This window comes from Pseudomonas sp. SDO5215_S409 (genome assembly GCF_054071325.1).
On record NZ_JBSVWN010000014.1, the window covers coordinates 93,927 to 108,283 of the forward strand.

At 61.6% G+C, this 14,357-nt stretch carries 12 protein-coding genes; 6 read left to right on the forward strand and 6 right to left on the reverse strand.

Annotation, left to right across the window (positions count from 1 at the left end):
* Positions 1-112 precede the first annotated feature (112 nt).
* Positions 113-550: a hypothetical protein gene (locus tag ACW9H9_RS10490; RefSeq protein WP_457343002.1), complete on the reverse strand. Its 438-nt coding sequence runs from the start codon at positions 548-550 to the stop codon at positions 113-115.
* A gap of 106 nt (positions 551-656) precedes the next feature.
* Between ACW9H9_RS10490 and ACW9H9_RS10495 the strand changes: the two genes are divergently transcribed.
* Positions 657-1,094: a universal stress protein gene (locus ACW9H9_RS10495; protein WP_457343001.1), complete on the forward strand. Its 438-nt coding sequence runs from the start codon at positions 657-659 to the stop codon at positions 1,092-1,094.
* Between the two features lie 80 nt (positions 1,095-1,174).
* Here ACW9H9_RS10495 and ACW9H9_RS10500 read toward each other — a convergent pair whose 3' ends face one another.
* On the reverse strand, positions 1,175-3,094 hold the full coding sequence (locus ACW9H9_RS10500; RefSeq protein ID WP_457343000.1) for an ATP-binding cassette domain-containing protein: 1,920 nt from the start codon (positions 3,092-3,094) through the stop codon (positions 1,175-1,177).
* 212 nt (positions 3,095-3,306) lie between these two features.
* Here ACW9H9_RS10500 and ACW9H9_RS10505 point away from each other — a divergent pair, with 212 nt between their 5' ends.
* Positions 3,307-5,232 carry a transglycosylase SLT domain-containing protein gene (locus ACW9H9_RS10505; RefSeq protein WP_457342999.1) on the forward strand — a complete coding sequence of 642 codons (1,926 nt, stop codon included), beginning with the start codon at positions 3,307-3,309 and terminating at the stop codon, positions 5,230-5,232.
* 46 nt (positions 5,233-5,278) lie between these two features.
* Here ACW9H9_RS10505 and ACW9H9_RS10510 read toward each other — a convergent pair whose 3' ends face one another.
* Complete coding sequence (locus tag ACW9H9_RS10510; RefSeq protein ID WP_457342998.1) at positions 5,279-7,060, reverse strand: ABC transporter transmembrane domain-containing protein; 1,782 nt, start codon at positions 7,058-7,060, stop codon at positions 5,279-5,281.
* Between the two features lie 245 nt (positions 7,061-7,305).
* Here ACW9H9_RS10510 and ACW9H9_RS10515 point away from each other — a divergent pair, with 245 nt between their 5' ends.
* Positions 7,306-7,479, forward strand: coding sequence for a PA1571 family protein (locus ACW9H9_RS10515; protein ID WP_457342997.1), 174 nt, complete (start codon positions 7,306-7,308; stop codon positions 7,477-7,479).
* Between the two features lie 41 nt (positions 7,480-7,520).
* Here the strand turns inward: ACW9H9_RS10515 and pdxB are convergent, their stop codons facing one another.
* The 3 genes from pdxB to rlmM are packed head-to-tail and all read right to left on the reverse strand — an operon-like array spanning position 7,521 to position 10,080.
* On the reverse strand, positions 7,521-8,669 hold the full coding sequence (pdxB, locus tag ACW9H9_RS10520; protein ID WP_457342996.1) for a 4-phosphoerythronate dehydrogenase PdxB: 1,149 nt from the start codon (positions 8,667-8,669) through the stop codon (positions 7,521-7,523).
* 36 nt (positions 8,670-8,705) lie between these two features.
* Positions 8,706-8,957 (reverse strand): sulfurtransferase TusA, encoded by a 252-nt coding sequence (gene tusA / locus ACW9H9_RS10525; protein WP_457342995.1) that lies wholly within the window; start codon positions 8,955-8,957, stop codon positions 8,706-8,708.
* Positions 8,958-9,006: 49 nt separating this feature from the next.
* Complete coding sequence (gene rlmM / locus ACW9H9_RS10530) at positions 9,007-10,080, reverse strand: 23S rRNA (cytidine(2498)-2'-O)-methyltransferase RlmM (RefSeq protein WP_457342994.1); 1,074 nt, start codon at positions 10,078-10,080, stop codon at positions 9,007-9,009.
* A gap of 189 nt (positions 10,081-10,269) precedes the next feature.
* Here rlmM and acnA point away from each other — a divergent pair, with 189 nt between their 5' ends.
* The 3 genes from acnA to tnpB all read left to right on the forward strand — a co-directional run.
* Positions 10,270-13,011, forward strand: a complete 2,742-nt coding sequence (acnA, locus tag ACW9H9_RS10535) for an aconitate hydratase AcnA (protein ID WP_457342993.1) — start codon at positions 10,270-10,272, stop codon at positions 13,009-13,011.
* Between the two features lie 108 nt (positions 13,012-13,119).
* Positions 13,120-13,914 carry a CPBP family intramembrane glutamic endopeptidase gene (locus tag ACW9H9_RS10540; RefSeq protein ID WP_457342992.1) on the forward strand — a complete coding sequence of 265 codons (795 nt, stop codon included), beginning with the start codon at positions 13,120-13,122 and terminating at the stop codon, positions 13,912-13,914.
* Between the two features lie 190 nt (positions 13,915-14,104).
* Positions 14,105-14,357 (forward strand): IS66 family insertion sequence element accessory protein TnpB (gene tnpB, locus ACW9H9_RS10545; protein ID WP_457342991.1); only part of this gene is annotated, 253 nt, incomplete at its 3' end.

Sequence of the window (14,357 nt, forward strand, 5' to 3'; positions counted from 1 at the left end):
ACTGAAAGAACGCCTGAATGAACATTCGGCGTAGGAAAAATCGATTTACCGGCCTGCCTGGCCAACTCCAGCCCGATGATGATGTCGGGCTTTTTATTGCCGCCTCAACACCTCAGGCCAAGGCCTTGAGCAGCGCGTTGATGTCTTGCAACACGCTTGCCTCGCCCTTTTCGCCCCAGCACAAGGCGATCATCTGCTTGTCTGCCTCCACCTTGTAGACGTTCGCGGGCAACGTCGCCAGGTACGGCATCAACTGCTCGTCGGCGCAGGTTTCCTGCCACTGATTGACCCACGTCCCCGGCTCCAACTGCCAATAACTCCAGACCGCCGGCACTTTGCCCCGCCGTGGCCGGTAATACTGCGCACAGGGGCTTGGCGGCACCTGCTTGAGCCAGTGCGGCCATTGCTGGGGGGCCAATTGCATGGCCAGCCCGATGCGCCGCGCCTCCATGCGCAGGGCCATGCGGCCACTTTGATGACGGTTGGGGCGCAGCCAGGCCAAGGGGCTCAAAACCACGACAAGGATTGACACCACTATCCAGACCGTCATATGTGTACCTCCGAATTTTCTCGATGAGCGGATTTGACCTGTCGCCACGTCATCCGCTTGAAACCAGCCATACTGAACCTATTGCAGTCCCCTGGAGGAACACCTCATGCCCTACGAACATATTCTGGTTGCCGTGGACCTGACTGAAGAGTGCGACCCGGTAATCAAGCGCGCAGTCGGCCTGGCGGGTGACACCGTGAAACTGTCCCTGGTGCATATCGTGGAGCCCATGGCTATGGCCTTTGGCGGTGACGTGCCCATGGACCTTTCCCAGTTGCAGCAACAACAATTCGATCAGGCCAAGGAGCGCCTTGAGCGGCTGATCAACAAATACCCGGCGCTGAAAAAAGACCAGAGTCACCTGACGTACGGCCAGCCGCGCCAGGAAATCCACCATTTGGCCAAGGAGCAGCATTGCGACTTGATCGTGGTGGGCAGCCACGGCCGACACGGCCTGGCATTGCTGCTGGGCTCTACCGCCAATGATGTGTTGCACGGTGCGCCGTGCGATGTATTGGCCGTGAAGCTGACCAAATCGTCTTGAGCCTTTCAGCCATTTAAATAGCGGCCCCCATAAAAAACCGGCGCTCCATAAAGAGCACCGGTTTTTTTAGTGCGCCTCGATCAGGCGTCCAGTTCGGCCCAACGCTCCACCAGCACATCCAGCTCGGCGTTCAACTGCTCAAGGGACGCAATGACCTTGGCCGTTTCGGCAGCAGGGCGCTGGTAGAAACCCGCGTCGGCCATTTCGCCTTCCACGGCAGCGATCTGTTTTTCCTTGGCGTCGATGTCACCCGGCAACGCTTCCAGCTCGCGCTGCAGCTTGTAGCTGAGTTTTTTCTTCGGCGCAGGCGCCGCCTCTTGCACCGGTGCCGGTGCAGCCACCGGCGTCACCACCGCCGAGTTCAGGTCAGCCTTGCCAGACTTGCTCTCGGTCACGCCCAACAGACGCGGCGAGCCGCCCTGACGCAGCCAGTCCTGATAACCGCCCACGTATTCACGCACCTTGCCTTCACCTTCGAAGACCAGGGTGCTGGTGACCACGTTGTCGAGGAATGCCCGGTCGTGGCTGACCATCAGTACGGTGCCGCTGAAGGTCAGCAACACTTCTTCCAGCAGTTCCAGGGTTTCCACGTCCAGGTCGTTGGTCGGTTCGTCGAGTACCAACAGGTTGGACGGTTTGCTGAACAGCTTGGCCAGCAGCAAGCGCGCACGCTCGCCCCCCGACAACGCCTTGACCGGCGTACGCGCACGCTGCGGGCTGAACAGGAAGTCGCCCAGGTAACTGAGCACGTGGCGGCTCTGGCCGTCGATGTCGATAAAGTCGCGGCCTTCGGCCACGTTGTCGATCACGGTTTTTTCCAGGTCCAACTGATGGCGCAACTGGTCGAAGTAGGCCACGTCGATCTTGGTGCCCTCCTCCACCTTGCCGCTGGTGGGCTGCAGGCCGCTGAGCATCAGTTTGAGCAAGGTGGTCTTGCCGGTCCCGTTGGCGCCGAGCAGGCCGATACGGTCGCCGCGTTGCAGGACCATGGAGAAATCCTTGATCAGGAACGGGCCGTCCGGGTGATGGAAGCTGACGTTGTCCAGCACCATGACCTGCTTGCCGGATTTCTCGGCGGTGTCCAGCTGGATATTCGCCTTGCCGGTGCGCTCACGACGCTCGCTGCGCTCGACACGCAACGCCTTGAGGGCACGCACACGGCCTTCGTTACGGGTACGGCGGGCCTTGATGCCCTGGCGAATCCACACTTCTTCCTGGGCCAGGCGCTTGTCGAACAGCGCGTTGGCGGTTTCTTCCGCCGCCAACGCTGCTTCCTTGTGCACCAGGAAGCTGGCGTAGTCGCCGTTCCAGTCGATCAGGCCGCCGCGGTCCAGTTCCAGAATGCGGGTGGCCAGGCTTTGCAGGAAGGCACGGTCGTGCGTGATGAACAGCACGGCGCCCTGGAAGTCCTTCACGGCTTCTTCAAGCCAGGCGATGGCGCCGATGTCCAGGTGGTTGGTCGGTTCGTCGAGCAGCAGCAGGTCAGGTTCGGAAACCAGCGCCTGGGCCAGCAGGACGCGACGACGCCAGCCGCCGGACAATTCGGCAAGGGTCTTGTCGGCCGGCAATTGCAGGCGGCTCAGGGTGCTGTCCACCAGTTGCTGCAGGCGCCAGCCGTCACGGGCCTCGAGGTCTTGCTGGACGTGCATCAGCTTGTCCAGGTCGGCGTCGGTGACGATGTTCTGGCTCAGGTGGTGGTACTCGGCGAGCAACGCACCGACGCCGTCCAGGCCTTCGGCGACCACGTCGAACACTGTCCGTCCGTCGGCCACCGGCAATTCTTGCGGCAATTCGCCAATTTTCAGGCCCGGCGCACGCCAGATAGCACCGTCATCGGGCTTCTGATCGCCCTTGACCAGCTTCATCATGCTGGACTTGCCCGTACCGTTACGGCCAATGATGCACACCCGCTCACCACGGGCGATCTGCCAGGACACCTTGTCCAACAACGGCATAGCGCCGAAAGCAAGGGACACATCGCTGAATTTGAGCAGGGTCATGAGCTTCTCCAAAAACCGGGCGCGCATTCTACCTGAGTTAGGGCCTTGAGCGGCCGGGATTTTCATCACTGACACACGCTGAGAGACATTTGCAGTGAACTTTCACGAACCCGTCCGCAAAGCTTTCATGGGCTGCGGCCAAAAGGCTAAGCTAGGGGGCAATCAGTGTCGGGAGATCGGCACTCGCCAAGTTTTCTCTGCACGGACGTCTCATGCGCAGTCGCCTCTTCAGCTATTTATCCTGTCTGCTTCTTTGTGCCACCGCCGCCCAATCTGCACAGGCGGTGGACCTCACCACCCAACGCCAATATTACGATGAGGCCAAGCGCGCCCTGGCCAAAGGCGACAGCAGCCCGTACATGCAATACCGCCAGGCCCTGGCCGACTACCCGTTGACGCCTTACCTGGCGTACGACGAACTGACCGCCCGCCTTAAGACCGCCAGCAACGAGGAGATCGAACAGTTCCTCGCCAAAAACGGTGACTTGCCCCAGGCCAACTGGATGAAACTGCGCTGGTTGCGCACCCTGGCCGACCGGGGTGACTGGCAAACCTTCGAAAAGTACTACGACCCCAAGCTCAATTTCGTCGAGCTGGACTGCCTCCATGGCCAGTATCAATTGGGCGTCCATAAGGCTGAAGGCTACAAGATCGCCGAAAAACTCTGGCTGACGGGCAAGTCCCAGCCCGCCGCCTGCGATGCGACGTTTGGCCAGTGGGCCGCCGACGGCCAACTCACCGAGCAGAAGATCTGGGACCGCACCAAACTGGCAGCCGAGGCCCGCAACTACGCGCTGGCCAACAGCCTGGTGAAAACATTGCCTACCCTGGGCGCCCAAGGCCGCCTGATGGTGGATGTGGCACAAAACCCGGACATGCTCAGCAACCCGTCACGTTTCCTGCCGGCCAATGAGGCCATGTCCGACGCCGTCGGCCTGGGCCTTCGCCGCCTGGCACGCCAGGATCCCGACAAGGCCATGGCCCTGCTCGACGGGTATGCCAGCAGCATGCACTTCTCCCGTGACGAAAAAGTGTCCATCGCCCGGGAAATCGGCCTGACCCTGGCCCGCCGCTTCGACCCTCGCGCCCTCGATGTGATGACCCAGTACGACCCGGAACTGCGTGACAACACCGTGTCCGAATGGCGCTTGCGCCTGCTGCTGCGCCTGGCCCGCTGGGAAGATGCCTACCAGTTGACGCGCAAACTGCCGCAAGACCTGGCCACCACCAACCGCTGGCGCTACTGGCAGGCCCGCAGCCTGGAACTGGCAGAACCGAACAACCCGCAGGCCTTGGTGCTGTACAAGAACGTGGCCAAGGAGCGTGACTTTTACGGCTTCCTGGCGGCGGACCGTTCCAAGTCCCCCTACCAGCTCACCAACCGGCCGCTGGTCATGAGCCAGGCGCTGATCAATAAAGTGCGCAACACCCCAGGGGTGCGCCGTGCCCTGGAGTTTTATGCCCGCGGCCAGGTCGTAGACGGCCGACGCGAGTGGTATCACGTCAGCCGCCACTTCAACCGCGACGAAATGGTGGCGCAGGCCAAACTGGCCTACGACATGAAATGGTACTTCCCGGCCATCCGCACCATCAGCCAGGCGCAGTACTGGGACGACCTGGACATCCGCTTCCCCATGGCCCACCGCGACACCCTGGTGCGTGAAGCCAAGGTCCGTGGCCTGCACTCCAGCTGGGTCTTTGCCATCACCCGCCAGGAAAGCGCATTCATGGACGACGCCCGCTCCGGCGTCGGCGCCAGCGGCCTGATGCAACTGATGCCCGGCACCGCCAAGGAAACCGCGCGCAAATTCAGCATCCCGCTGGCCTCACCCCAGCAAGTGCTCGACCCGGACAAGAACATCCAGCTCGGCGCGGCCTACCTGAGCCAGGTCCACAGCCAGTTCAACGGCAACCGCGTGCTCGCGTCCGCCGCCTACAACGCCGGGCCCGGCCGTGTGCGCCAATGGCTGCGCGGGGCCGACCACCTGAGTTTCGATGTGTGGGTAGAAAGCATTCCATTCGACGAAACCCGCCAATACGTGCAAAACGTGCTGTCTTATTCGGTGATCTACGGCCAGAAGCTCAACGTGCCGCAACCGCTGGTGGACTGGCACGAGCGGTATTTCGACGATCAGTAAGCGTTAGGGCAGCTTCAAGCGGCAGGCTTGAAGCTTGTCGCTCTAGCTATCCGCGCCCCCCTGCTTCACCTTCGCTGAATTGCAGCGCCGCCAGGCGCGCATACAGCGGGCTATTGGCAATCAATTGCTGATGGGTGCCCACGGCGACCAGCGTGCCCTGGTCCATCACGGCGATGCGGTCGGCGTTTTTCACGGTGGCCAGGCGGTGGGCGATCACCAGGGTGGTGCGGCCCTGCATCAGTTGGGGCAGCGCTTGCTGGATCAGGTGCTCGCTTTGGGCGTCCAGTGCGCTGGTGGCTTCATCCAGCAACAAGATCGGTGCGTCCACCAACAGCGCACGGGCAATGGCCAGGCGCTGGCGCTGCCCGCCGGAAAGGCCCATGCCACCGTCGCCCAGGTGGGTCTGGTAGCCGTCGGGCATTTGCAGGATGAAATCGTGGGCATGGGCAATGCGCGCTGCGGCCTCCACTTGGGCGAAGGTGGCAGACGGGTTGCCGTAGCGAATGTTGTCTTCGACGCTGCCAAAAAACAGCGCCGGGCTTTGGGACACCAGGGCGAAGCAGCGGCGTAGGTCCTGGGGGTCCAGCTCGGTCAAGGGCTGGCCCTCAAGCAAGACGCGACCGTGTTGCGGGTCGTAAAAACGCAGCAGCAGGTCGAAAATCGTCGATTTACCTGCGCCGGACGGCCCGACCAACGCCAGGGTCTCACCGGCCTGGATGCCCAGGCTGAGCCCGTCGACAGCGAAGCGGTCCGGACGCGAGGGATAGGAAAACCGCAAATCCTGCAGCTCCAGCCGGCCACTCACGCGCTGCGCCAGCTTGATCACACCGCTGGTCGGCGCCTGGATGTCACTGGTGGATTGCAGCAATTCGCCGATGCGCTCGGCGGCGCCCGCGGCACGCTGCAGCTCGCCAATCACCTCGCTCAACGTGCCAAAGGCGCTGCCGACGATCAGGCTGTAGAACACAAACGCCGCCAGCTCTCCCGCAGAGATGCGCCCGGCGATCACGTCCATGCCGCCCACCCACAACATCACACCGACGGCGCCCAGCACCAGCATGATCACCAAAGTGATCAGCCAGGCGCGCTGCACGATGCGCTTGCGGGCGGTGCTGAAGGCTTGTTCTACCGTGGCGGCAAACCGCTGCTGGTCCTGCGCCTGGTGGTTGTAGGCCTGCACGGTCTTGATCTGGCCAAGGGTTTCGGACACGTAGCTGCCCACATCGGCAATGCGGTCCTGGCTCAGGCGTGACAGGCTGCGCACCCGACGGCCAAACAGCAGGATCGGCGCCAGCACCAGCGGCAGTGCGATCACCACGATGCTGGTGAGCTTGGGGTTGGTGACAAACAGCAACACAATGCCGCCGATCACCATCAAGGCATTGCGCAGGAACATCGACAGTGACGAGCCGATCACCGACTGCAGTAGCGTCGTGTCGGTGGTCAGGCGCGACTGGATTTCCGAGCTGCGGTTGTTCTCGTAGAACCCGGGATGCAAGTAGATGAGGTGGTTGAACACCTGCCGGCGAATGTCTGCCACGACGCGCTCACCGATCCACGACACCAGGTAGAAGCGGGTAAAGGTTCCGATCGCGAGCGCCACCACCAGCACCATGAACACGGCAATCGACTGGTTGAGCAACTGAGGTGACTGGGTCATGAACCCTTGATCGACCAATAGTCGGATTCCCTGCCCCATCGACAAGGTCACGCCAGCGGTGACGATCAGGGCCAGCAGGGCACCGAATGCCTGCCAACGATAGGGAGCGATAAAACGGCTGGCCAGGCGAATGGCGCGGCGTTGACGGGCTGAGAGCATAACGAGCATCACCTGAGGAGTACCGCGACAAGCCTACACCGCATTGGCACAGAACTCTGTCAAATCGCCTGCGGGGCGGGTTGATTATGCCCCGAGGCCCGGGGCCTAGTGTCTATCGGTCTAAGCACTGACTGGCGTTTTGCAAGGGTTTCTGCTGGACTGGGCCTTCGCTTCGCTGATCCGGTATGGAGTTGTAACAGCCTGGTCACGCGAGGACTTTACAGTGAGCACACAACCTGATGAGGAGACAGGCCATGTCCTTGCAAAACAGCAGCACCGCCAAGATTGAAGTGATCCGCCAGCCCCAGCACTTGCCGTGCTCGTACATCGATGCCCAAGGCCGTGAAGTGCAGATCACCGAAGATATGGTCCAACACGCCTGCCGCGAACTGGACAAAAAGCGGGTCGCGCCTGCCCGTCGAGGCTGAACCGCCTGAGCGTCTGGAACCCGGCCTTGAAGCCGGGTTTTTTATGGCCTGTGCGCAGACGCCCCGAGTGCCGACACGATCTGCGCCAGCGCAGGCGCGTCCCCGCTGATCTTCACCTTCAAGCCGTCAATCTCACGCCGCTGTGGATAGTGCTTGCGCAGCAGGTCAAAGGCCTTGCGCTGCTGTTCCACGGTGCCTACAAGGCTTCGGCGAAAATCCGCGTCATCGCGGCGCGGGTCGTACACGCTTCGGCATAACGTGGCCAAGGCCCAGGCCGGCTCGGTGCTGGCGTTGAGGCTGACCTCGGCCAGCCAGGGCTCGGGCAACAGGCTACTCAACTGAATGCTTGCCTCCACGCCTTGGTGCGCGCAAAACGCCTGGTAAATCTGCGCCGTGCCACGCTGTTTGCCATCCAGGCTGTAACCGGCGATGTGCGGGGTGGCCAGCACGCACAGGTCGGCCAGTTCGACGTCCACTGTGGGCTCCTCTTCCCACACATCCAACACCGCCTGAAGGTCCTCGCGCGCCAGCAAAACGTGCTTGAGTGCGGCGTTGTCCACCACCGGGCCACGGCTGGCGTTGATCAGCCAGGCACCGGGCCTGAGTCGTTCCAAGCGCTGACGGTCAAATAAATGCCAGGTTGAACCGTCGCCGGACGGGGTCAGCGGGGTGTGCAAGCTGATCACATCGCACTGCTCGACGACCTGCTCCAGGCTCACGTAGCCCCCACCCTCGGCGGCCTGGCGTGGCGGATCACACACCAACACGTTCCAGCCCAGGCCCTGGAGCACCTTGACCAGCCGCCCGCCGACCTCACCGGCACCGACCACGCCATAAGTGCGCTGCGCCAGGTCGACCCCTTCTATTTCGGCAAGGGTCAGCAGGCTGCCGAGCACGTAATCCACCACGCCACGGGCGTTGCAGCCGGGGGCGCTGGACCACTGGATACCGGCCTGCTGAAAATAGTCGAGGTCCAGGTGATCAGTGCCGATGGTGCACGTGCCGACAAAGCGCACCGGGGTGCCTTCAAGCAGCGCCCGGTTGACCTGGGTCACCGAACGCACCAGCAGCACGTCGGCCTGCTCGACGGTGGCGCGGTCGATGGACCGGCCCGGCACCCGGCGAATCTCGCCAAACCCGTTAAAGAACGCATCGAGCAGCGGGATATTTTCATCGGCAACAATCAGCATGGCAGGCTCCTTTCGCGGATCAGCAGTGTACAGGGATCAGGCCGGCTTCTTGCGGATCCAGTACAGGTAGGTGCCCGCATGTTCTTGCTGGTCCACCAGTTCGTGGTCCAGAAACACGCAGAACTTGGGAATATCACGGCGGGTGGACGGGTCGGTGGCGATGACTTTCAACAGGCCACCCGGCGCCAGGTCACGGATGTGCTGGTGCAGCATCATCACCGGCTCCGGGCAGTTGAGGCCGGTCGCGTCGAGGGTGGCATCAACCGGCCGCTCTGAAGGTTGGCTCATAGTTCACTCCTAAAACAGGCCCGCCCTACGGGGGCGGGCAACACACGGGTCAGCGGGACTTGGGCTTCTTTACATCCAGGCGGCGCAGATGGCAGGTAACCTCTTCACGGTCGTGATACAGCTGCTTGCAGCCGATCTCCACCTTGATGCCCCGGGCCTTGAAACCGTCCTCGATGCGTTCCAGCAAACGTTTCACTTCAGCGTAACGCTGTTTCATCGGCAACTTCAGGTTGACCACCGCTTCGCGACAATGCCCTTCGCCAATCCAGTTTTCCAGCATGGCGGCATTGCGCGCAGGCTTTTCGACGATGTCGCACACCATCCAATCCACCGGCTGCTTGGGCGTGAAGGTGAACCCGTCCGCCATCAAGTGTTGCACCAGGCCGGTGTCCATCAGGCTTTCGGCCATGGGGCCGTTGTCGATGGCGGTCACCAGCATGCCACGGTTGACCAGTTGCCAGGTCCAGCCTCCAGGCGCGGCACCGAGGTCCACGCCGGTCATGTCACTGTGCAGGCGCTCGTCCCACTGCTCGCGAGGGATGAAATGGTGCCAGGCCTCTTCCAGCTTCAGGGTGGAACGGCTCGGCGCTTCGCGAGGGAATTTCAGGCGGGGAATGCCCATGGGCCACATGGCCGAGTTATCGGACTCGGCCAGCCCCATGAACACTTCGCGGCCGCTCTTGAAGGTGAGCAGCAGGCGCGGCTTGGCCGGGTCGTCCACCAACCGTCCGGCGGCGAGCAAGGCTTTGCGCAGGTGCACGTCGAACTTCTTGCAGAAGTTGGACAGCTCCTTGCCATCGTTGGTGTCGACCATTTCCAGCCACAGGCTGCCGCACACGGGGAAGCCTTGCAGGTGGGCGAGAATCACGCTGATGCGGTCGGTTTCCGGCAAATCGATGAACACACCGCGCGCCCACTGCCGGGGAAAGATCAGCTCGGCAAACCGCAAGCCGCGCATCAGGCGCTCGGCGCCGTTTTCTTCAGTGCACACAAATTCGGCGCAGGCGCTGCCGGTCTTGGCCTTGGCATAGCCCGCGACATTCAAGCGGGCGGCGTGGTCTGCCATCTCGGAACAGACTTCGCCTTCAAAACCCGGGCGGCAGTGCATAAAAAGGGTGTTCATCGACTCTCCTGGTAACCGGCTTGCGCTGCGCAAGGCCTGTCATGAAAACGCGCGCATGATAGCCGAGTTCGGAACCTTGGACTTGTCCATAGAGTCCAGTTATTAGCCAGCTACCGAAAACAGGGCTAGGTTAAAAGCTCTGCTCGTCCCGTCAGGTCCGTAGCCGTGCGGACCATAAGGAGTCACGTAATGTCATCCCTTGATAGCCTGAGAACCCTTAAAACCCTACAGATCGACGACAAGACCTATCACTATTTCAGCCTGCCCGAAGCCGCCAAGCACCTGGGTGACCTGAGTGCACTGCCGATGTCGCTCAAAGTGTTGCTGGAAAACCTGCTGCGCTGGGAAGACAACAAGACCGTCACCGGCACCGACCTTACGGCCATCGCCACTTGGCTCAAAGAGCGCCGCTCCGACCGCGAAATCCAATACCGCCCCGCCCGCGTATTAATGCAGGACTTTACCGGCGTGCCTGCCGTGGTCGACCTGGCCGCCATGCGCGCGGCAGTGGCCAAGGCAGGCGGCGACCCGCAGCGTATCAACCCGCTGTCGCCGGTGGACCTGGTGATCGACCACTCGGTGATGGTCGATAAATTTGCCAGCCCCAGCGCTTTTGAACAGAACGTTGACATCGAAATGCAGCGCAACGGCGAACGCTACGCCTTCCTGCGCTGGGGCCAAAGTGCCTTCGACAACTTCAGCGTGGTGCCGCCGGGCACCGGGATCTGCCACCAGGTGAACCTGGAATACCTGGGCCGCACCGTGTGGACCAAAGAAGAAGATGGCCGCACCTACGCCTTTCCTGACACGCTGGTAGGTACAGATTCCCACACCACCATGATCAACGGCCTTGGCGTACTCGGCTGGGGCGTGGGCGGGATTGAGGCCGAAGCGGCGATGCTTGGCCAACCCGTGTCGATGCTGATTCCCGAGGTGATCGGCTTCAAGCTCACAGGCAAATTGAAAGAAGGCATTACTGCCACCGACCTGGTGTTGACGGTCACCCAGATGCTGCGCAAGAAAGGCGTGGTCGGCAAATTCGTCGAATTTTATGGCGACGGCCTGGCCGACCTGCCGCTGGCAGATCGCGCCACCCTCGCCAACATGGCACCAGAGTACGGCGCTACCTGCGGCTTTTTCCCGGTGGACGAAGTAACGCTGGACTACCTGCGCTTGTCGGGGCGCCCTACAGAAACCGTCAAACTGGTGGAGGCCTACACCAAAGCCCAGGGCCTGTGGCGCCAGCCGGGCCAGGAGCCGGTGTTTACCGACAGCCTGGCGCTGGACATGGGCAGCGTCGAGGCCAGCCTGGCCGGGCCCAAACGCCCGCAGGACCGCGTCTCGCTGCCGAATGTCGGCCAGGCGTTCAGTGACTTTCTCGACCTGCAGTTCAAACCCGCCAACAAAGAGGAAGGCCGCCTGGAAAGCGAAGGCGGCGGCGGTGTCGCCGTGGGCAATGCCGACCTGGTGGGCGAAGCCGATTACGACTTTGAAGGCCAGACCTATCGCCTGAAAAACGGCGCGGTGGTCATCGCTGCCATTACCTCCTGCACCAACACGTCCAACCCCAGCGTGATGATGGCCGCGGGGTTGGTGGCCAAAAAGGCCGTAGAGAAAGGCCTGCAACGCAAGCCGTGGGTGAAAAGCTCCCTGGCACCAGGCTCCAAAGTGGTTACCGACTACTACAAGGCCGCCGGTTTAACGACCTACCTGGACCAGCTGGGCTTTGACCTGGTGGGCTACGGCTGCACCACCTGCATCGGTAACTCCGGGCCGCTGCCGGAACCGATTGAAAAGGCCATCCAGAAGGCTGACCTCACCGTCGCCTCCGTGCTGTCGGGCAACCGCAACTTTGAAGGCCGCGTGCACCCGCTGGTGAAGACCAACTGGCTGGCCTCCCCGCCGCTGGTCGTGGCCTACGCGCTCGCCGGTACGGTGCGCATTGATATCAGCCGCGAACCCTTGGGCACCGGTGCGGATGGCCAGCCTGTGTATTTGCGGGACATCTGGCCCAGCAGCCAGGAGATCGCCGACGCCGTCGCAAAAGTCAGCACCGGCATGTTCCACAAGGAGTACGCCGAAGTGTTTGCCGGGGATGAACAATGGCAAGCCATTGAAGTGCCGCAAGCGGCCACGTATGTGTGGCAGGACGATTCCACCTACATCCAGCATCCACCTTTCTTCGACGACATTTCCGGCCCGCTGCCGACCATCAAAGACATCAACGGCGCCCACATTCTCGCCTTGCTGGGCGACTCGGTGACCACCGACCACATCTCCCCCGCTGGCAACATCAAAGTCGACAGCCCGGCCGGGCGCTACCTGCGCGAGCAAGGCGTGGAGCCTCGGGACTTCAACTCCTACGGCTCACGCCGGGGCAACCATGAAGTGATGATGCGCGGCACGTTTGCCAACATCCGCATTCGTAACGAAATGCTGGGTGGGGAAGAAGGCGGGAATACGCTGTACCTGCCGACTGGCGAAAAAATGGCGATCTACGATGCCTCGATGAAGTACCAGGCGGCGGGCACGCCCCTGGTGGTCATCGCCGGCCAGGAATACGGAACCGGCTCGAGCCGGGACTGGGCGGCCAAGGGCACCAACTTGCTGGGGGTCAAGGCGGTGATCGCGCAGAGTTTTGAACGGATTCACCGGTCGAACCTGGTGGGCATGGGGGTGCTGCCGTTGCAGTTCAAAGAGGGTCAGAACCGCAAGACACTCAAGCTGACGGGAGATGAGACGATCGACATTCTGGGGCTGAGCGAGGCGCACCTCGGGCCAAGGATGAACCTGACGCTGGTGATCACCCGCAAAGATGGCCGCCGCGAGAAGGTTGAGGTGCTTTGCCGCATTGATACGCTTAATGAGGTTGAGTACTTCAAGGCGGGCGGGATTTTGCATTACGTGTTGCGACAACTCATCGCCGCCTGAGTGCGACCGCAGCAATGAAAACACCGCCTCAATGGCGGTGTTTTCATTGGGGGGCGACGTAACCATCGTTATAATCCCGCGCTGGTTACCGTCACGAAGGACTTCCGAATGCTCGCGCTGCCCTGGTTTTACCTGATACTTCTTTCCATCGGCTACGCCATGGCCCTGACCTACGGAAAACTGGGATTGCTGGCGGGAGTGTCCATCGCTCTGCTGCTGGTTGCCGGGTTTGCCGTGCGCCAACAGCGCACTGCGTGGGCGCGGTATATCGGGCACGGCTTGTTCATCGTCCTGGCACTGGGGCTGGCCATGCATTGGCTGCCTGGTTTCTACAACGGCCGGGTCATCGATCCACAGCGTTTGACTGATGATGCCGTGCCTTTTTCGATGTACTTGAACCAGGACAAGTCGCTGATTGGGTTTTGGTTGTTGCTGGTTTGCCCTTGGGTTGTCGCGCGTCGCTCTCTACGCCTGACGATCTGTGCAGCCTCGATAGCGCTGACCCTCACGGCTATCGCGGCCTTGGGCGGCGCATTGTTGCTGGGCATCATTCACTGGGCACCCAAGTGGCCGGAACCGTCATGGTTGTGGGTCTTGAATAATCTTCTGTTGGTGACTCTGGTCGAAGAGGCACTGTTTCGTGGCTACATCCAAGGTGGGCTGAGCCAGCGCTTCAAACAACTGCCTTATGGTGAGCACCTGGCGCTGCTGCTGGCCGCGCTGCTGTTTGGCCTGTCGCACCTGGGCGCAGGTTGGCAATGGACGCTGCTGGCGACCATTGCTGGCGTGGGGTATGGCCTGGCCTATCGTTTTGGCGGGCTGGGGGCCGCGGTCGTTACGCACTTCGGGTTGAATCTGCTGCATTTTGGCCTGTTTACCTACCCGATGCTGGCAGTGGTTTAAAGCGTCCACCCGATAGGCCAGTTTTTCGTAAGTAAGCGCTCCATAACCTCCACAAACTTCAACGCGGGTAGCACGCTCAGCTAGGCGATGCAGGTGAGCAATTAGTAACCGCTCCATGAACCCCACATTCAAAGCGGTCAGATGATCTTGGATGCTGTGCTCCCGATCTCTTTCTGGAGCCAGCCACGCCATGATGCGACCCGACGCCAAAGTCGAAAAAGTCTATCTCTATCCCAAACCTGTCGATTTCCGAAAGTCCATCGACGGCCTGGCCGCGCTGGTCGAGCTGGATATCAAGGTGGCTGTGTTCGACCCCGTACTGTTCGTCTTCCTCAACAAGCCCCGCAATCGGGTGAAGATCTTGTATTGGGAGCGCAACGGCTTCTGCCTTTGGCTCAAACGCCTGGAGTCGGAGCGTTTCAAAACATCGCCCGATGCCACGG